The 18,933-nt window shown below is 56.0% G+C and carries 14 protein-coding genes; 9 read left to right on the top strand and 5 right to left on the bottom strand.

Annotated features, from left to right (window positions below):
• Window positions 1–181: 181 nt before the first annotated feature.
• Window positions 182–769, bottom strand: a complete 588-nt coding sequence (locus AB1L30_RS24190) for a DJ-1/PfpI family protein (RefSeq protein WP_367016816.1) — start codon at window positions 767–769, stop codon at window positions 182–184.
• A 27-nt stretch (window positions 770–796) separates the two neighbouring features.
• Window positions 797–1,048 (bottom strand): acyl carrier protein, encoded by a 252-nt coding sequence (locus tag AB1L30_RS24185; protein ID WP_367016814.1) that lies wholly within the window; start codon window positions 1,046–1,048, stop codon window positions 797–799.
• Between the two features lie 345 nt (window positions 1,049–1,393).
• Between AB1L30_RS24185 and AB1L30_RS24180 the strand changes: the two genes are divergently transcribed.
• Both AB1L30_RS24180 and glgB read left to right on the top strand, forming a co-directional pair.
• A complete protein-coding gene (locus tag AB1L30_RS24180; RefSeq protein WP_367016812.1) occupies window positions 1,394–1,918 on the top strand; it encodes a hypothetical protein in 525 nt (174 codons plus the stop codon).
• A 189-nt stretch (window positions 1,919–2,107) separates the two neighbouring features.
• On the top strand, window positions 2,108–4,216 hold the full coding sequence (gene glgB / locus AB1L30_RS24175) for a 1,4-alpha-glucan branching protein GlgB (RefSeq protein ID WP_367016811.1): 2,109 nt from the start codon (window positions 2,108–2,110) through the stop codon (window positions 4,214–4,216).
• 72 nt (window positions 4,217–4,288) lie between these two features.
• Here the strand turns inward: glgB and AB1L30_RS24170 are convergent, their stop codons facing one another.
• Window positions 4,289–4,945 (bottom strand): hypothetical protein, encoded by a 657-nt coding sequence (locus AB1L30_RS24170; RefSeq protein ID WP_367016809.1) that lies wholly within the window; start codon window positions 4,943–4,945, stop codon window positions 4,289–4,291.
• Window positions 4,946–5,345: 400 nt separating this feature from the next.
• Window positions 5,346–7,805 carry a hypothetical protein gene (locus AB1L30_RS24165; protein WP_367016807.1) on the bottom strand — a complete coding sequence of 820 codons (2,460 nt, stop codon included), beginning with the start codon at window positions 7,803–7,805 and terminating at the stop codon, window positions 5,346–5,348.
• A 429-nt stretch (window positions 7,806–8,234) separates the two neighbouring features.
• Here AB1L30_RS24165 and topA point away from each other — a divergent pair, with 429 nt between their 5' ends.
• From topA to AB1L30_RS24145, 4 genes are all read left to right on the top strand, one after another.
• On the top strand, window positions 8,235–11,003 hold the full coding sequence (gene topA / locus AB1L30_RS24160; protein ID WP_367016805.1) for a type I DNA topoisomerase: 2,769 nt from the start codon (window positions 8,235–8,237) through the stop codon (window positions 11,001–11,003).
• A 148-nt stretch (window positions 11,004–11,151) separates the two neighbouring features.
• Window positions 11,152–11,469, top strand: coding sequence for a hypothetical protein (locus AB1L30_RS24155; RefSeq protein WP_367016804.1), 318 nt, complete (start codon window positions 11,152–11,154; stop codon window positions 11,467–11,469).
• A 100-nt stretch (window positions 11,470–11,569) separates the two neighbouring features.
• The gene (locus AB1L30_RS24150) at window positions 11,570–12,376 is read left to right on the top strand and encodes a hypothetical protein (RefSeq protein WP_367016802.1); all 807 of its coding nucleotides are present in this window, start codon (window positions 11,570–11,572) and stop codon (window positions 12,374–12,376) included.
• 86 nt (window positions 12,377–12,462) lie between these two features.
• Complete coding sequence (locus tag AB1L30_RS24145; protein WP_367016800.1) at window positions 12,463–13,236, top strand: hypothetical protein; 774 nt, start codon at window positions 12,463–12,465, stop codon at window positions 13,234–13,236.
• A gap of 127 nt (window positions 13,237–13,363) precedes the next feature.
• Here AB1L30_RS24145 and AB1L30_RS24140 read toward each other — a convergent pair whose 3' ends face one another.
• Window positions 13,364–15,028: a hypothetical protein gene (locus AB1L30_RS24140; RefSeq protein ID WP_367016799.1), complete on the bottom strand. Its 1,665-nt coding sequence runs from the start codon at window positions 15,026–15,028 to the stop codon at window positions 13,364–13,366.
• A gap of 248 nt (window positions 15,029–15,276) precedes the next feature.
• Between AB1L30_RS24140 and AB1L30_RS24135 the strand changes: the two genes are divergently transcribed.
• From AB1L30_RS24135 to AB1L30_RS24125, 3 genes are read left to right on the top strand one after another with little or no spacing between them, the layout of a single operon-like run.
• The gene (locus tag AB1L30_RS24135; protein ID WP_367016797.1) at window positions 15,277–16,347 is read left to right on the top strand and encodes a lysylphosphatidylglycerol synthase transmembrane domain-containing protein; all 1,071 of its coding nucleotides are present in this window, start codon (window positions 15,277–15,279) and stop codon (window positions 16,345–16,347) included.
• A gap of 27 nt (window positions 16,348–16,374) precedes the next feature.
• Entirely contained in the window at window positions 16,375–17,343 is a 969-nt protein-coding gene (locus AB1L30_RS24130) for a glycosyltransferase family 2 protein (RefSeq protein WP_367016795.1), read from the top strand.
• The gene (locus AB1L30_RS24125) at window positions 17,330–18,925 is read left to right on the top strand and encodes a hypothetical protein (RefSeq protein ID WP_367016793.1); all 1,596 of its coding nucleotides are present in this window, start codon (window positions 17,330–17,332) and stop codon (window positions 18,923–18,925) included. The genes AB1L30_RS24130 and AB1L30_RS24125 overlap by 14 nt, the downstream gene beginning before the upstream one ends.
• Window positions 18,926–18,933 lie beyond the last annotated feature (8 nt).

Genomic DNA, 18,933 nt, shown 5'->3' with positions numbered 1-18,933 from the left:
ATTTGGGCGTCCATGGCCAAAAGTGGGGAATTGTCGGCCGAGGAACTGTCGGCATCGGGTAAGAGTGCACTGCCGGAAAGGTGCGTCGAGAAGAGAATTCGCCGCATCCCTCTGGCCGAGATGCCAGAGGGACAGAAAGAAAGCCTGATCGGGCGTTCGATCGCCGATCGAATCGCCAAGCCTACGGTTCGATCTTGGTGCCCAGCACTTCCAGGAACGATCGGATCCACGCTGGATGAGCCGGCCACGCAGGGCCAGTGACCAGCTTGCCATCGACATGGGCGTTGTCAAAGCCATCGCTCGGAGCAATGTTCTCGCCACCGCCGATGGTGACTTCCGGACCGACAGCAGGGTAAGGGCAAACCGATTTGCCTTTCAGCACACCAGCAGCTGCCAGGATCTGGGGACCATGGCAAATGGCGGCAATTGGTTTATCGGCATCGGCGAAGTGTCGCACGATGTCCAATACCTTCTCGTTAAGCCTCAGGTACTCCGGTGCGCGTCCGCCAGGGATGACCAACGCATCGAAGGTTTCAGGGGCGATCTCATCAAATGTCGCGTTCAGACCGAAATTATGTCCCGGCTTTTCGCTGTAAGTTTGATGCCCTTCAAAATCGTGAATCGCGGTGGCGACTTTCTCGCCTGCTTTCTTGCCGGGGCAGACGGCCGAAACGTTGTGTCCGACCATCAGCAGCATCTGAAAAGGAACCATCACTTCGTAGTCTTCCACGAAGTCGCCAACGAGCATCAAAATATTTTTTGCGGCCATCTAGGGCTTCATCTCCTCAGGGGTAAATCAGTGGGGGGCTTGGCTGCGCTGTTGAATGAACTGCACGACATCCCGTACCGATTGGATGCCGGCGAACTCGTCGAAGTCGACAGAGAAGCCGAATTTTTTCTCGATCTCGCACACCAATTCAATCAACTCGAAAGAATCAGGTACGAGATCCTCCGCCAACGAGCTATCCAGTTGGACCACTTCGGGACGAATCTGTCGCGTTGTCGCGATCTTCGTCTGCAGCCACTGAAACACTTCTTGGTCATGCACGGCGATTGGTCCTTCTGTCCAGGCGAGTAGGGATTCGCTCAGGGTGGAGGTCGTTTCGTCGCAATTGCCTGGCCAGCGATTGCGACAACATGCTTTTCGCTAGTGGTCGGCATGATTTTAGCAAAACCTTGATACCAGTTTCGAGTCGCAACTTTCCTTGCGCAGGTCGGTTTATACGAGCTCGACTTACAAGACAGGCAAAAAAGGTAAGGAAAAACGTTTGGATAGAGTGTTGCGGCTAGGTTACCACTGCCGATAAGCAAGGCGTGACAGCCAGTTTTGCTAGCACTCTGGTGCGGCAACGACCAGTTATGACGAATGTTCTTTCCCCCCTGAAGAGAACCGATGAGAGAGAGTACTCCCCTATATCTCCTCGCCACCGGCTCGCGAAGCGACATCGAAGGTGGACGTTGGCAGTTTGTTTTGCGTCGAGCTGACCGCAAATTCGAGATTGCTGAGTCCGATTTCGAGATGAATCACTTCGGCGATCGGGTGGCATTGTTGGCAGTGGTTCGCGGTCTGGAAGCGATTCCAGAACCAAGCCGAGTTTTGCTGCTGACACCTTCGCGATACATCCTCAATGGAATTCGGCATGGCCTTCGTGCCTGGGAAGACCAAGGATTCAAGGTGGAACGCATGGGCCGCCGCTCGACCGTACGCAACCACGACTTGTGGGGCCGGGTGGCTCAAGCTCGCCAGTTTCACCGCCTGACGGCCAAATACAGCGAATCATCGCTGACCGACTCGGGGCGGACCGAGCCGTGGCCTCAATTCGCCTCGATGGGCGAAGACATTCACTTCGCACTGCAGAAAGCACAGCGTGAAGTGGAACATTACGGATCCCTTGAAGATCTGGCAGCGTGTGCCTAACGGAAAGTGGATTTCGTGAGCAGCATTTCGGAAAATCTCCCCCAACTGAAAACCCGGCAAGGCCGCAGCATCGGCAAGGAGCAGGACGTGCATACTATTGGTGGTTTGGGTAAAATAACGGATCTTATTGACGGTTGTTCCGACAATCCGAGTAGCTTTCTGGGTCCGCACCCAGTGGAAGCCTCGGGCATGAAATCCGCGGCGGTTCGAGCCTACCTGCCGGGAAAAGAACAAGCCTGGCTGTTCCATCCGGGACACGGGAAAAACACGCCGATGAAGATGATTCATCCGGCGGGATTGTTTGAAGCCATGTGTCCCATGGATGGGGTTACGGAAAAGGGCCAGTATCAACTTCGAATCGATGGCGGAAGTGGCCAAATGAAAACCATGCATGACCCCTACGCGTTTCCTTCCTTCTTCACCGGCTTTGACCTCCACCTGTTGGGTGAAGGCAAGCATTGGCAATCCTACGACAAGCTGGGCGCTCACCTGCGAACGGTGAATGGTGTCAGCGGCGTGAACTTCGCCGTTTGGGCTCCGAATGCCAAGGCGGTTTCGGTCGTCGGTGATTTCAATGATTGGGATGCCCGCAGCCACCAGATGAATCGTGTTGGCACCAGCGGTGTCTGGGAACTGTTCATCCCAGACATGGCCGCCGGCGAAAAGTATAAGTATCGCGTCCGTCAGGCCGACCGAGCCGTCGACAAGTGCGATCCTTACGGCTTCGCTGCCGAAATGCCACCTCGCACCGCTTCGATCGTCGCCGACTTGAATTCCTACAAGTGGAACGATCAGGTTTGGATGGACAAGCGTGGCCAGGAAGATCAGCTTTCCAAGCCGATGTCGGTCTACGAAGTCCATCTCGGTAGCTGGGCCCGCAATGCGGAAGAAGAGCATGGCTGGTTCAACTACCGCTACCTGGCACACGAATTGGTGAAGTACTGCCAGCAGCAGAACCATACCCATATCGAACTGATGCCAATCTCCGAGCATCCGTTCACCGGAAGCTGGGGCTACCAGACGGTCGGTTACTTCGCCGTGACCAGCCGTTACGGAACGCCAGAAGACTTCATGTACTTCGTCGATTACTGCCATCAGCATGGTCTGTCGGTGATTCTCGACTGGGTGCCGGCTCACTTCCCGAAAGACGATCACGGCCTGCGTCGCTTCGACGGTACGGCTTTGTACGAACACGAAGATCCACGTCGTGGCGAACACCCAGACTGGGGCACGCTGATCTTCAACTACGGCCGTAACGAAGTCCGTAACTTCCTGATCTCGAACGCCCTGTTCCTGTTCGACAAGTACCACATCGATGGCCTGCGAGTCGACGCGGTCGCTTCGATGCTGTACCTCGACTACAGCCGCGAACATGATCAATGGATTCCGAACGAGTTCGGTGGTCGCGAGAACTTGGACGCGATCTCGTTCCTGAAGGAATTCAACGAACAGTCTCACCTGCAGCATCCTGGCGTAATGACGATCGCCGAGGAATCGACTGCCTGGGGTGGCGTTTCGCGTCCGACCTTCGACGGCGGTCTCGGCTTCAGCCTGAAATGGAACATGGGCTGGATGAACGACACGCTGCGATTCATGCGAAAAGACCCGGTTTATCGCAAGCATCACCATGGCGAACTGACCTTCAGCTTGATCTACGCGTTCACCGAAAACTTCGTGCTGCCGCTTTCGCACGACGAAGTGGTGCACGGTAAGGGCTCGCTGCTGGATCAGATGCCTGGCGATATGTGGCAGCGATTCGCGAACCTGCGATTGTTGTACTCGTACATGTGGACGCACCCTGGCAAGAAGTTGATCTTCATGGGTGACGAAATCGGCCAGTGGAACGAATGGAACCTGGAAGCAGGCCTCCAGTGGGATCTGCTGGAATGGGAATCGCACCAGGGTATCCAGAAGCTGATCTCGGACCTCAACGCGATGCTGGTTCACGAGCCAGCCCTGCACGAAGTCGACTTCGACGGCAGTGGCTTCGAGTGGATCGAATGCAACGACTGGGAAAACAGCGTGATCAGCTACATCCGTAAGGGTAAGAACCCAGAAGACTTTGTCGCCGTGGTCTGCAATTTCACCCCAAGCTCGCGGGATGATTACCGCATGGGTGTGCCAGTTGCCGGAGCCTACCGCGAGATCTTCAACTCGGACAACTCGCGTTACGCTGGTAGCGACGTGATCAATACCGACGATATCCAATCCGACAACATCGGTTGGAACGGTCGCGAGAACTCGATCCAGTTCCGTTTGCCTCCGATGGCAACCGTGGTGATCAAGCCGGTTCGATAGTCGAATCAAGCTAAGAGATAAGCCGCAAATCGCTTCGGGAAGCAGGCCTCGCTTGCTTCCCAGGCCTTGCGGCTATTTCTTTTTCTTGGGCTTCCAATAGCTCTCGAATAATTGAAGATCGCGCGAAAACCTTAGCAAGATCTCGGCAACAGTCGCCAGCGACGATGGCTCCGTCGATCCGACCCAGAACAAAGAACTCTCGCAGTCGAAGTCCAACGTCTTCAGCAGGCTTCGATCATGCTTCTTCAGATAATTGATCACGGCGTCCTCGATGTCATACGCCGTGATCTCGGTATCGCCATCCGGATCGATCGCGAAACGTGCAAAGCTGTCGATCGTCAGGTGAGTGCTCTCGGTCTGATCGTCGCTATCGGTCGACCAACCCAACGAAAGTCGCAGCGGTTCCCATGGCTCGCCGTCCGGGGCAGGGGAGGGACTCGCCGGCGTGTCGCCATGCAGATCGCTGATGCATCGCTCGAGATACTTCGACAATGCATGTCCCAGCTTGACGGGATGCAACCGCTCGGCCGCGGCTTCGGCGGCTTCCTTCTCTTCGTGAGTCTTGAAGCGGATCTTCAGGAAGGTCTCTTGCGACTCGGCTCGCCAGTATCGTTCGTCTTTGTCCTTGGCATACTTCAGCAGCGTCTGGAAGTCGGGCGTCGAGGTTCTTTTGAACCTGCTCGGCAGCCTCTGGCGTGTACTTCGAGCGTACCCGTTTGAACCAGGCATTCAGCGTCGCTTGCCATTCTTCGACTTCCGGCTTGTAAAGCTTCGTCAGGTAAGCCGACTTCGGTTCTCCTTTCATGACCTTGGCCAGCGCATGCAATGTACCGGTGGTAATGAGGTCGGCTCGTTTAAATTTGGGTATGGAGGGCATGTCGCTTCGGATGCGACTGATCATGTCTCCGATCGCAATGCCAAAGCCCATGCTGGAGTCGTAACTTTGGTGGAGTTTGCCGCTGGAGATCTTAGCCATGAGTGGTCACTGGAACGGAACGAGGAGAAGCGAGGAGGCGGGACAAGTGGTGGGGCACATTGTCAGGCGGTCCGAAGAGGCGTGTCAAGTTTCTAGGCAAGAAACAAAAAAGGGCCGGCAAAGCTGCCGGCCCTTTCCTTGAATTGAAGTCGACTACGAGTTCGAGTCGAGATCGGTTGGGTCGATCTTCCAGTCGATCCGCGTTGGATCGAAGAAGTCGACCAGGATCGCTCGGGTGACCATGTTTTCTTCCTGCGAAGCGTACATCGAAACGCTGGCTGGCAACGCGCCTTGGATGGCGGCCAGCAGATTGTCGCGAAGCTGTTCGTTGGTTTCCCCTTCACCGGTGATCAGGGCGACGTAGTAAACGTTGTCCTTCGAGTTCGGAGCAACCGTGGTCGAACCGACTGGCGTGCTGAACAAGGCTTCCATGGTGGTCTGAGCTACGTCTTCCACGCCAGGGATGGTGCCCAGCGACAGGTTCTGATTGCCCGAGAGCTGATTGAAGTAGGTGATGTTTTCGGCGACGATCACCGTGGCACCTGCTTCGGTGGCAGCCTTGGCCAGTTCTTCCTTGGTCTTGATCTGCTCGGCCAGCTTCTCGGCATGTTCCTTGGCCAGCTTGGCAGCTTCCTGTTCTTTCCAGGCTTTAATCACCAGGTCTTTGACGTCTTCCAGCTTCGGAGCATAACCCTGTTTGGCGTCGGTCTTCCAGTAAAGGTACTGGACTTCCGGTTCGCTAAAGCGGCGAGTCTGCGAATCGCCAGGGAACGCACGTGGCTGGAACATTGGGTTGTTCGACTCGAAAGCTTCGGCAACGAGCGAACGATTCAGCGTACGTGGACCGGTTGGCTCGAAGACGAAGTCGAAGTGAATCGCGTCTTGGGCAAAGGCGGTCTGCGAAGCTTCAAAGTAATCCGACAGCGGCATGGCACCGAACGAGAGCCCCAGGTGCTTGGCCAGCTTCTCGAGGTTGTTCGAGTCGTAAGGCGACTTGGTGTCGTCGGCGTTCTCTTGGCTACGGTGATCTTCGTACTTGCCTTGCAACTCGTGACGAATTTCCGCCAAGGCGGCCTGCATCTTCGCTTGAGCCTTGGGCTGAGCGAGACGAGTACGGATCTGATCTTGAACTTCGGCCAGTGGCTTGTACTCAACCGGAGCTTCTTCCGCAGGAGCGTCCGTGGCAGGAGCCGCGGTGTCCATCGGTGCTTCGGCGGCTGGAGTTTCCTCAGCAGGGGTTTCCGCTGGCTTTTCTTCGGCGGGTGCTTCTTGGGTCTTGGCAGGTTCTTCGCCTTCTTCCTGCAGGAAGCTGACCAACTGCACGCCACCGTCGCGAGCAGTCATCGACGAATCTTCCGCCTTGGCTTCTTCTGGCTTCGATTCTTCCGACTTGGGCTCTTCGGTTTTTGGTTCTTCCGCCGGTTTCTCTTCCGCGGCAGGTTCCTGCTTTGGCTCTTCCATCGGCTTGGCATCATCGGCTGGCTTGGCTTCCTCTTCGGTCTTGGCCGGTTCAGCCGGTGCCTCTTCCTTCTTCATTTCTTCTGCCGGAGCTTCCGGTGTTTCCATCGGAGCTGCTTCTTCGGTGGCAGGCTTCGATTCTTCGGCAGGCGTTTCTTCAGCCGGCTTCTCTTCGGTTTTGGCTGGAGTGTCTGGCTCTGCCGAAGGCAACTGTGGCTTGCGGTAGGAATCTTTGTTGGCTTCGTAGTGAGCCGCGATCTCTGCGTCGGTGATCTCGGTCTTGGCGGCTTCCAGGAAGTCGTTGATGTCGCCCTTGATATAGGCCAGGGCGATCTTGTCCATCTGCATGAAGCCGGTCTGGTTCATGGCTGGATTGGCTGGCTGGTGCTTGAACTTCTCGAACATTTCGGTGATCTGAGCACTCGTCGGCTCGCCCACCTTGCTCATGAATTCGCTAGCCGAAACGGGGAACATCTCGGTCGAGAGCGAACGATTCAAGTTGCGGTAAGCAACCCAGGCAGTACCTGGGGTAACCACGCGGCCGTCACGGAAAACCAGAGCCTGAAGCTTCTGGGCCATCAGCACGCCACGCAGCATTTCAAAGAAATGGTCGTAAGTAATGCCACTGCGTTCGCCACCGGTAACGGTCATCAGGATGGCGTTGTAGTCGTAATCGCTAAGCTGTCCACCAGCTGTCTCTCGCATGAATTCACGAACCGAAGCGTCGTCGACGACCATTCCGATTTCGTCTGCCTTCTTAACCCAGGCATAATAAAGGACCGCTTCTTCAGCACCGATCGGGCGGAATTCAGGTAGGCTAGGAGTTTGAGCCGTTGCGGGGCGGATAGCCAAACCTGGAATCGGTGGCATCGGCGGCTGCGGCGAACCCTTCAGGATCAGCGACTGGCCAATGGCTTCGGCCATGACGCGAGCAACCAGGTTGTATTTATCGCGCAAGTTGTCGACGTCGACGCGGTAGAGACCTTCGTCGTCGACTTCCACCACGACATCGCCGCGTTCGTTATCAACCGTCTGGGTCTGAAATCCATACTGCAGAACTGGCGGCAGAATAATGAAGGCGACCATCAGCAGGGCGCCAAAAACAACCATCAAGATTTTCTGGTTATCGCGGAAGACTTTGAACGGAGTGGCCATTGTCGCCTATCGAAAAATGGAACCGCCGGTGGGTTGTTAAAATGTCCCGCCCCCTTGACATATTGATTCAAGTGGCACTATTGATGCTGGGCGGGGGATGCACAATTTCAACGATTGTAGGGGCATTCGTGGTTTGTACAATCCCAATCAAGACCCGCAAACGCAGCAGCGGTCGTCCTTTAGGGCAGATTGCGGAAAAATTTGCGAGACTTGCGAAAGCTTCATCGATTTTTGGTAGCCAAGTCAAGTTTTCAAAAATTAGCTGCCGGCGGCAACGATTTTTCCGCAGGCGGAAACCTTAAGGCGATGCGTTAAATTCAAAGGCCCCCGACAACGGATAAGAAAACTACGGCTTGGTAACCTCGTCTCCTTTGCCACAGGCCAAACTTCAACGGCGGAATCGCAACAGTAGATTGAATTGGATCATTCATGGCGGAATCGGGTAACAGCAAGAAGGCGTTGGTGATCGTCGAATCACCGGCAAAGGCTCGCACGATCTCGAAGTTTCTGGGCAAGAACTACCTTGTCGAAGCATCGATCGGTCACGTTCGTGACTTGCCGCAGGGTGCGAAAGAGATCCCGCAGGAGTACAAGGACCAAGACTGGGCCTACCTGGGGGTGAACGTCAACGATCGGTTCGATCCGGTCTACATCATCCCCAGCGACAAAAAACAGCAGGTCACCAAGCTTAAGAAGCTACTGAAGGAGTCGGACGAACTTTACCTCGCGACGGACGAAGACCGCGAAGGGGAAGCGATCAGCTGGCACCTGCAAGAGATATTGAAGCCGAAAGTCCCAGTCCATCGGCTCGTGTTTCACGAAATTACAGAGTCCGCCATTAAAGGGGCGCTCGAGCATCCACGGGCCATCGACGATGGACTGGTTCGCGCCCAGGAAACGCGTCGAATCCTCGACCGTCTTTACGGTTATGAAGTTTCGCCGCTGCTGTGGCGAAAGATCAAGCCGAAACTGTCGGCCGGTCGCGTGCAGAGCGTCGCGGTTCGCTTGATCGTCCAGCGCGAACGCGAACGGATGGCGTTCCATTCGGCTACCTACTGGGACCTGGTCGCTACCTTTGAAACCAATGGCCAGACCTTCGATGCGACCCTGATCGAAGCGGATGGCAAACGCGTTCCAGCCAGCCGTGACTTCGATCCTTCGACCGGTAAGGTCAATAAGGAAGGTCTGTTGCTGCTGGACGAAGCGGGCGCGAACGACCTGCTCGAGCGAATTCGTAACGCCGACTTCTCGGTGGGTAACCTCGAGAACAAGCCGTATACCAGCAAACCAGCCGCACCGTTCACGACCAGTACGCTGCAGCAGGAAGCAAACCGTAAGCTTGGTTTCACCGCTCGGCGAACGATGCAGGTCGCTCAGAGCCTGTACGAAAACGGTTACATCACTTACATGCGTACCGACTCGACCAACCTGGCTCAGGTCGCGATCGATGCCTCGCGTAAGTTGGTCGAAAGTGAGTATGGCAAGGAATACCTGCCAGAGAAGCCACGCTTTTACGCCTCGAAGGTGAAAAACGCCCAGGAAGCTCACGAAGCGATTCGTCCTGCCGGCGACGAGTTCCGCAAGCCGGAATCGCTGCGAAAAGAATTGAGCGACGAGCAATTCAAGCTGTTCGAGTTGATCTGGAAGCGAACGATCGCCTGCCAGATGGAAGATGCTCGCGGTCACCGGATCTCGATCAATATCAAGGGTGGAAACGCGGTCTTCTATGTCAGTGGCAAGACGATCGACTTCCCCGGCTTCTTGCGTGCATACGTCGAAGGATCGGACGATCCGCAGGCCGAACTCGCCGACCGTGAAACGCTGCTGCCAGCCGTGACCGTCGGGCAGGGTGTGCAGCAGAAAGAGTTCGACCCGAAGAGCCATACCACGCAGCCACCTGCTCGATTCAGCGAAGCATCGCTGACCCGCAGTTTGGAAGAAATGGGTATTGGTCGTCCGAGTACGTACGCTTCGATTATCGATACGATTCTGCGTCGCGAATACGTCTTCAAGAAGGGGAACGCACTCGTCCCGACTTGGACATCGTTTGCTGTGGTGGGCTTGCTGGAAGCTCACTTGTCGAAGCTGGTCGACTACGACTTCACCGCGAAGATGGAAGACGACCTCGACAGCATCAGCCGCGGCGAGGCAGACGCCAGCGATTACCTGAGCAAGTTCTACTTCGGCGTGGAAGATTCGGGCCTGAAACAGGTCGTCGAAGAACGTATTAAAGACGTCGATGCCCGTAGCGTGAACTCGATTCCGCTCGGAGCTCCGGAAGAAGGGGAGCACCGCGAAGAAGTCTTCGTGCGTGTCGGTCGCTATGGGCCCTACGTCGAACAAGGCGAACGTCGCGGTTCGATCCCGGATGAACTTCCGCCCGACGAAATCGATTTGCCGAAGGCCATGGACCTGCTGGAGCAAGCCGAAAAGGGTGAAGAACCGCTCGGCGAGCATCCAGAAACAGGCAAGCCAATCTATCTGAAGACCGGTCGTTTCGGACCGTACGTTCAGATGGGTTCGTCCGATGACGACGAGAAGCCGAAGAATGCTTCCCTGATGAAGGGGATGAACGCCGGCGACGTGAATCTCGAAACGGCAATCAAACTGCTTTCGTTGCCACGCGAAGTTGGTTTGCATCCCGAAGATAAGAAGCCGATCGTTGCTTACAACGGTCGCTTTGGACCGTACATCAAGTGGAACGACGAGACCCGTTCGTTGCCAGCCGAGATTTCGCCAATCGATATCGATATGGAGAAGTCGCTGGAACTGCTGGCCCAGCCAAAGACACGCGGTCGCCGTGGTGCTCCGAAAGAGCCGCTCAAGACGCTCGACAAGTCGCCGGTCACCGAAGAAGTGATCAAGATCATGGACGGCCGCTACGGTCCGTACGTGACCGACGGCGAAACGAACGCTTCGCTGCCGAAGGGAGCTTCGCCTGACGAACTGACGATGGAAGTCGCTCTGGCACTTCTCGCCGATCGGGCCGCTAAGGGGGGTACCAAAAAGAAGGCGAAGAAAAAGACCGCCAAGAAAACGACGACCACGAAGACCACCAAGAAGAAAGCGGCCAAGAAAAAGACCGCTACGAAGAAGACGGCCAAAAAGACCACGACGAAAAAAGCAGCCACTAAGAAAGCCACCAAAAAGAAGGCGGCTGAGCCTGCGGAATCGTCGAGCGACGAAGCACCGTTCTAAACAATCCTTAGAACGTACGAATCTTTAGTGAGGCCATCCAAGAGGTTATCTTGGATGGCCTTCTTTATGGGAATCTCGTTTGGTGAAGAGCGGCGTTTGAAGTTGATCTCAACGAGACATCGATCCCACTCGCAGAATCAGGTTTTTTATGATCACTTCCAGCGACGATATGTTTTGCTTGCTTCTCGAGCTGCGCCCCGGCAAGGGATCGTTTCTCGATGACGGCGAGACGAAGGGGGCGGTCGTTCGCTGCTATGTGCGGGAATTCGACGTTGAAACGGCGATTGCCCGAGTGAAGGAAGCGTTGAAGGAGCAACGCCTCGAACTCGTCGCCGTGCGATGGTGCGTCGCGATCGACGAATTCGATTGGGAGTTTCCAGGCGACGAAGATGCCCAAGCATGTATCGAGGAAGCGGAGGCTGACGGGAGCGTTGTGTTCAGTGAGTTCCATGCCTGGATCGAATAGGGAGGGGCCAGATCTTGTCCTTGAGTCCACCTAAAAATTGACGGCCTGAAACTTCCTTCTTATCCTGAAAGCGAATTCGCGACGTAATCAGGAAAAGATCATGTGTGCTGGTTCCCTTGTCGTTCTGATCGCTGCCGTTCTTAGCGTGGTGATCACTTCGTCCGCAGAGGCCCAGCCGCTGACGGCCCAGGTTGATAGTCTGGAACTGCGGGTAAGTAACGCTCGCCTGATCTATCTTGCTACGATCTCCAATATCGATCCTGACCCTTCCCGCAGTGGTTGGGGGGAATTAGTTTTCCAGGTCGATGAGTCGATCAAAGGACCCTTCCAGGCAACTCGACAATTGCCGGCGCACTATCTGACCGAGTCGCTCTTGAAGTCGCATGCCGAGGGAACTTCGGTTTTGGTGATCGATGGAGGGAAGGGGAACTCTCAGGTGGCGATTCCCTTGGGAGAGAATCAGCAGGTCGAGGTCTTGACTGCTGACTTGCGAGTTATTCGTAGCCCTGCTGAATTGATCACCGCTGTGCGTGAAATTGCCCAGGATTCCGTCGGAATCATTCGGCGACAAGCTTTTGAGGTGCTGGTTGCAGAGGAAGTTGTTGCCGACACCCAATGGGCGAAATACTATCGAACCGGAGGCCATATCCGTCTCAACTTGCCGGTCGATCCGCACCTGGAACAACTTGCCCAGCAGTGGGTGACCGGCAACGCCCGGCAGCGTGCCCAGGGAGCCGAAGCGCTGCGATACTTCAAGACGGAAGAGAACATCCAGCGTGTCCGCTCTTTGCTGAATGACCCCAGCGAATCGATTCAAGTGCGGACCAACGACGGCCAGCGGCAAGAGGAGCGGGGCCTGTTTGTTCAAGAGGCCGCGAAAGAAACGCTGCGTTACTGGGGGCTGTAAAAAACGGTCGTCGTGAATCGTTCCATTGGGTGAAAATTCAACTCTCCCCCCACTTCCATTGTGCACCGTAGAAAAGGGAACCGGCGATGATGCGTCTAGCCTATGGACTGCTCGCCTTACTGTGGATGACGCCGCCGGCAATGGCCACCAATAGTTACTTTTTGCCAGGCGACGCATTCTTTCACGTCACGCTGACGGCAGAGACGCTCAAAAACCTGGAGGAACAGTCGGCACCCTATGTGGTTGATTACTCTCTGCAGGATACCTCTCCATTTGTGTTCTGTGGTTATGCTGGCTATCGCTGTGCGGAAGTGGACGGGCTGAATAAGGCGTTCGTGGCGAACCTGAAATTGGCTTACGACCGAATGCGAGAATTCAATTTCCGCGAGGTCCAGGAAGTTCCCGGGGAAGATGGCGTTGTGCTGAAGGAGATCAATGGATTGCACCTGTTCCTGGTGCGTGACGACTTCGAGATCGAGGGCCCAAGATTCCATCTAGGGCTGCGATACAACGAAGACTGGGTGAAAGAAACGCAGAAGTTCAGCGAGTTCTATCACCTGGGTTGCTTCGTGCAAACGGCCGAAGCGATCGAGGCCTCGTGGCGAGACTCTACCGTGGTTCCTGGGCTGGAGGTGAAGCTACCCGACGTGGTGCCCCAGCATGGGCAAGCCATTGAAGAGCCGATCAAGATTCAAGGTAAGATCAAAGCGGTGATCACGCGTGACGGCTCCATGGAACCCTTCTTCAAACGTGATAACGTCGACATGTATGTCGTGACGGAAAAAGGCATCGCCATCTATTACAGCGAAGATGGCAAGTGGGAACTATTGAAAATGATCCCTGCGGTTGAGGAAAAGTGAATCGGCATCGGATCGAGATTGATGTCGCAGCCGTCGCGAAGGGGAGCCTGGCTGCGGCTTTGCTTCGAAACGAAAAAAGGCCATCCCGGTAACGACCAGGATAGCCTTTGGCTTGATCTCTTTTCGCTTAATCGTTCGATAGCGTTCGCAGGTCGCGGACGTCTTCCAGCAAGTCTTGATACTTGCGGCGGAACTCTTGCGAGGTGGTGAACATGTAGAAGTTCGCACCGAACGAAATCAACGCACCGAAGGCAAGCAGCGGCCACCAGGTCGGGAGCTCGGTAACCTTCTCGTAGACAATTTCCTTTTCGGTTTCCTTGGCATCGCCAGTCGTGGTGCCGGTCGTCTGAGTTGGCGACGAGGCAGGCGGAGGAAGCGAAGCTACCTGTTGAACGGGTGGCTGCATGTAAGGCTGCTGGTACGAAGCCGGGACGTTGTAACCGTAGTTCGGCTGGCTACCGTACTGGTTGTAGGGCACCTGGCTGGCGTAGTTGTTGTTGGGATACGGGCCATACTGCTGCTGAGGCGGCATCTGCTGCTGGCTGTTGTAGTTGTTGTTCGGGTACTGCTGCCCGTACGGTGGCTGCTGAGCCACCTGGCCGTTGCCTTGCTGCTGCTGATTGGTGTTCGGCAGTGGGCTGTAAGGTGCCGTGTTGCCACCCGTCTGTTGGTTGTTGTTACCGAACGCGCCGGTCAACCACGAGTTATCGAAGTTCGGCACACCGTTGTTCGGAGTTGTGTTGTTGTTATTGTTCGGCTGCTGAGGTTGTTGCTGCTGCTGTTGCTGGGAACCGGTGCCGTAGTTGTACCCACCTGACGAGTTGTTCAGCGGTGGAGCCATGTTGCCGTTGTTGGTTCCGTTCTGCGTGGTACCGGTGTTCGTGCCAGTTCCGGTATTGGTTCCTAGCTGGCTTGTCCAAGAATCGGATGGCGAGACGACGCCGGTGTTGTTATTGGTACCGGTCGTTGACTGATTGAAGCGATAGGGATTGGTCGCACCTGTGGTACCAGCAGTCGTTCCGCCGGTTTGCGTTCCGGTCGTGCTGCCGGTGTTGGTACCCGAGGAAGTGTTCCAGCGATTTTCTGTGCCGGTAACTGCGGCGCTGTTGTTCGCTGCTCCGCCGGTTGGCGAGCCAGTGGTGCTGTACTGATTGCCGCTGGTGGGCGTGCTCCCGGCTGTGGTGCCGGTACCGCCGCTTGGCGTGATCGGAGTCGTGCCGCTGGTTTGAACCGCGTTGTAAGGACTGCCAGGCGTGTTCGGAACCGAGAAACGCGAACCGTTGCTGGCCGTATTGCCGTACCGTTCGTCGGCGCCAGGAATTGGCGGCAAGTTCGTGGCCGTGGTCGATCCGGGGTTGGTGGTGTTACGCGAGGAAGCACCAGTCGCCGGCTGCGTGGCCGCGTAAGGAAGCTCGCTCGTCGATCGCGGGATATACTGTGCCAACTCGTCACCCAACGACGGTTTGATGTCCGCTTCCGAGGCGACTTCCGGCGGAGAAGTCAACTTGGGAGCCTCGGTGGGGATAAGGCCAACATCGTTGCTGCGATCGCTGACTGGCTTTTCGTAAGTGACCGGAAGATTCAGCGCATCCGAGCCGACTTGGATCCGAAAGACCTGAATCCGGTCAATTTGCGGAGGGATCCCAACCTGGATAGCTTCGCCAGCTTTCAGGCGTTCCAGAGCTTCCGGCTCGATCTGAACAACACATTCGAGTTGTCCCTGATCGGTCGTTTGATAGCCGAAATCAACCCCGAGAACGGCGGACGTAATGATTAAGCAGGCGGCGTACACAGTCTCATACTCCTCGCACAGCACGTGCATCATGCAACTTGTGCCGCTAATCCTAACTATTATCCTGGAAACAGGAAAGCGACATTTGCCAGCATTCTTGCCGCCAGCACCGCCGCGAGGAGAATTCCCTATCTCGGTTTCGGTAAAGCATTACGGCATGATGCCCCTTGGGGTTCGCAGCGGCTTTGCGATAGACTACCATCGCCAAGTTATCCACATAAGCTGTCACACCGCTAGAAGCACCTTCGTTGGATTCTCCAGTAAGCCCAGATTGCCCGGATGGTCGCCCAGTCAGCCAAGCGAAGCTGTGGAAGTCGCGCGCGATGACTGCGGTTCAGTTGATTGTGGTGGGTTTGGTGGTCTGGGGTGTTTGGCAGAATATCCAAAAAGCAATCGATCAAGTTCACCAAAATAATTTTTCTTTTGGCCAACTTCGCTGGGATTGGGTGATCGCCGCAGGTCTCTTGTACCTGTTGGGCTCGTTGCCGATGGGGATCTTCTGGTACCGCTTGATGACCGCCATGAAGCAGCACCCCACGTTCTGGAGTGCGATTCGGGCCTTCTTCATTGGGCATCTCGGAAAGTATGTGCCCGGCAAGGCGCTGGTGGTCGTACTGCGTACTTCGCTGGTGCAAGGTACCGGCCTACAGCGCTCCGTCGTCGCAACCGCAGTCTTTGCAGAAACACTGACCATGGTTTCGGTCGGGGCGGTTTACGCCGCGGCTCTGATCGCCATCTGGTTTTCCCATCATCATCTATTACTACTGATCGCCGTGGGCATTGGCCTGGCTGCTGGGTTCGTGACGTTGCCGCCGGTCTTTCGCAAGATCGTGCTGCTGCTGAAGGTCTCGAAGATCAACCCAGAGATCGAGCAGAATCTGGCCGGGCTGAATTACCGCGTGATGGCCTGGGGCTGGTGCGCGAATATTATTGGATGGACGCTGCTGGGGGGCAGTCTGTTCGCAACGATGGCCAGTATTCCCGACGCCGACGCACATATGGCAGGCGGAATGAAGATGTTCCCACTACTGGCTGCCACGGTTTGTTTGGCGATGGTGGTTGGTTTCGTGACCCCAATTCCTGGCGGGATGGGGGTTCGCGAGTATGTCATCATGGAAATGATGGCTCCGGTATTCGGGCCCGTGGTCGCGGTCGTTTCGGCCGTCTTGTTGCGAGTATCGTGGCTTTTGGCGGAAGTGGCTCTGGCGACTATCCTATATGCTATTCCCGCCCGGGCACCTCAAACCGATGGCTCCCCCAGCGAGCCTTCCCCCTCGGAAGAGAGTTCCAACACCGATCCCGCCCAACGTCCTGCATAACGAATATGCTTGGAAGAGTAAGAGCCCATGAAGCTGTCTTTAGTGATCCCGGTCTATAACGAAGACGAAAGTCTCGACAAGCTGCACGAAGAGATCTGCGCGGTCGTGACAGCGAACAACTATGATGTCGAAATTCTGTTTATCGACGACGGTTCGAAGGATGATTCGTGGCAGGTCATCTCGCGGTTGACCGAAAAGGACTCGCGGATTCGTGCGCTCAAGTTCCGCCGGAACTTTGGCAAAGCCGCCGCGCTGGATGCAGGCTTTCAGGAAGCAACCGGCGACGTCATCATCACGATGGATGCCGACCTGCAGGACGATCCGAACGAGATCCCACGGTTCCTCGAACAACTGGACGCCGGCAACGATGTCGTCAGCGGCTGGAAGAAAGTGCGTCACGACCCATGGCATAAGGTCGGTCCGTCACGCGTGTTCAACTGGATGGTCAGTACGCTGACCGGCGTGACGCTGCATGACCACAACTGCGGCATGAAGTGTTACCGCGGCGAGATCTTCAATGAAGTTCGTCTGTATGGCGAGCTCCACCGATTCGTCCCGGTCCTGGCCGCGGCTCACGGTTGGAAGGTGGGCGAGATCGTCATCAACCACCGGGCACGCCAGTTTGGGCATTCGAAGTACGGCGTCCGAAGATTCCTGAAAGGCTTCCTCGACCTGACCACGGTGGCTTTTATTACCGGTTATGGTCAGCGGCCGCAGCATTTGCTCGGCGGGATTGGCCTTTTATTCTTCGCGCTCGGCTTCGTCGGATTGTTCGGGCTTTCAGGCTGGTGGGTGATCGATCGGTTGATCGGCGTGGAAGAACCGATTGAACTGCACAAGCGCGCGGTGTTCTATTACTCGATCGTCTCGCTGCTGCTCGGCACGCAGTTTGTCACGGTCGGTTTGCTGGCCGAGATCATTCGTTCGGCGATGGCTCCCCAAACGAAGTCGTACTTCATCTCGCAAAAGGTAGGCTCGCGCGATGAAACCAACTAGAGTTTCTCGGAAGCGAGACGACCAGATGACCGATGCCGATCGCTTGCGATGGGCCGTTTATTGGTTGCTGCTGGCGATCTGTCTCGGCGGAGCGATCGGACGGATTTATGCCGTCACGGCGAATCACAATCGTCATCCCTTTTTGAGTGCGAACGATCGTAGTCGCTGGGCGACGGTGCGCTCGCTGGTCGATCATCAGACCTTCGCCATCGACGAAGTCATTCAGGATCGATACTGGGATTCGATCGACAAGGTGTATCACCTTGGCCCCGATGGCCGGTATCACTATTACAGCAGTAAACCTCCACTGATGGCCTGCGTGCTGGCGGGCGAGTATTGGCTGATTAAAAACACGGTCGGAATCGAGATCTCGGAGCATCCTTATTACGTGGGGCGAATCATTCTGATCGTCACCAACGGGCTGCTGCTTTTGGGACTGTTATGGCCGACGATCTTGATTGTCGAACGCTATGCCCGGTCTGACTTTGCCCGGATCGGGATCGTGGCAACGGTCGCCTTCGGAACTTTCCTGACGACCTACGCCGTGACAATCAATAATCACCTGGTGGCGGCAACCAGCGTGGCGATCGCCTTGTACTGCGGGCTTCGCGTCTGGTGCGACGGGCGAAGCGAGGCTCGCTATCTGCTCGGGGCTGGCTTCTTTGCGGCTTCGGTGGCGGTGAACGATTTGCCAGCCTTCAGCTTCCTGGCATTCCTGGGGCTGGCGATGCTAATCCGTCGCCCCATTCCAACGCTTTTGTGCGGGCTGCCAGCCGCGGTGATCGTGCTGGTCCTTTCGATCGGTTCCAACTACATCGCCCATCAATCTTGGCGTCCCCCTTATGCTCATCGGGCCGACGGTCCGGTATTGGGAACGGTCGAAGAGAAGATGCACGGCGCGTTCGATAAGAACGAAGTGCCGGCCGAAGTGAACGATATTCTGGCGGAACACAACGTTCAGCTCAGCGATCAGGCCGAAGTCATCACGCGTGAAACAGGTTCCCGCTGGGTGCTGCTCGATCGCGGGATCGATCGCCGCTATGCCCTGCAGCGGACCGAGGATGCAATCGAGCTTCGCGACTGGGACAACTGGTACGACTACGACACCAGTTACTGGAAACCAGGCGTGAAGCAGGGAGTCGACAAAGGAGAGGCCTCGATCCCGTTGTACGCGTTCCATGTGCTGATTGGGCATCACGGCGTGTTGTCGCTGACGCCGGTCTGGTTGCTCTCGATCTTGGGGTTGGGCTTATGGCTGGGTGAAAAAGGAGCGTTCCGCCAGGTCGCCATTTTTATTGTCTTGCTGACGGCGGTCTGCCTTTTGTTCTATATTTTCCGGCCGTTGAAAGACCGCAACTACGGCGGGATGACGTCTGGCTTTCGCTGGGCTTTCTGGTTAATCCCAATGTGGTTAACCGCGATGATTCCGGTCCTGGATCGGTGGAAGAACTTTGTGTGGGGGCAACGAATATTCGCTTTGCTTCTGCTTTTGAGTGCGGCGTCGGCCAGCTATTCAGCGCTAAACCCGTGGGTTCATCCGTGGATCTACACCTATTTGGGGTATCTTGGCTGGCTCGAGTAATATCCGCG

Origin of the sequence: Bremerella sp. JC817, from assembly GCF_040718835.1 — a bacterium.
Lineage (GTDB): Bacteria > Planctomycetota > Planctomycetia > Pirellulales > Pirellulaceae > Bremerella.
Note: the sequence above shows the minus strand (reverse complement) of the source record. Positions and strands in the feature narration are given on the sequence as shown.

Bases quoted from the DNA above. Each gene is read 5' to 3' on its own strand.
- AB1L30_RS24190 (WP_367016816.1), bottom strand. From the start codon at position 769: ATGGCCGCAAAAAATATTTTGATGCTCGTTGGCGACTTCGTGGAAGAC.
- AB1L30_RS24180 (WP_367016812.1), top strand. From the start codon at position 1,394: ATGAGAGAGAGTACTCCCCTATATCTCCTCGCCACCGGCTCGCGAAGC.
- glgB (WP_367016811.1), top strand. From the start codon at position 2,108: ATGAAATCCGCGGCGGTTCGAGCCTACCTGCCGGGAAAAGAACAAGCC.
- AB1L30_RS24170 (WP_367016809.1), bottom strand. From the start codon at position 4,945: ATGCCTGGTTCAAACGGGTACGCTCGAAGTACACGCCAGAGGCTGCCG.
- AB1L30_RS24165 (WP_367016807.1), bottom strand. From the start codon at position 7,805: ATGGCCACTCCGTTCAAAGTCTTCCGCGATAACCAGAAAATCTTGATG.
- topA (WP_367016805.1), top strand. From the start codon at position 8,235: ATGGCGGAATCGGGTAACAGCAAGAAGGCGTTGGTGATCGTCGAATCA.
- AB1L30_RS24155 (WP_367016804.1), top strand. From the start codon at position 11,152: ATGATCACTTCCAGCGACGATATGTTTTGCTTGCTTCTCGAGCTGCGC.
- AB1L30_RS24150 (WP_367016802.1), top strand. From the start codon at position 11,570: ATGTGTGCTGGTTCCCTTGTCGTTCTGATCGCTGCCGTTCTTAGCGTG.
- AB1L30_RS24145 (WP_367016800.1), top strand. From the start codon at position 12,463: ATGATGCGTCTAGCCTATGGACTGCTCGCCTTACTGTGGATGACGCCG.
- AB1L30_RS24130 (WP_367016795.1), top strand. From the start codon at position 16,375: ATGAAGCTGTCTTTAGTGATCCCGGTCTATAACGAAGACGAAAGTCTC.
- AB1L30_RS24125 (WP_367016793.1), top strand. From the start codon at position 17,330: ATGAAACCAACTAGAGTTTCTCGGAAGCGAGACGACCAGATGACCGAT.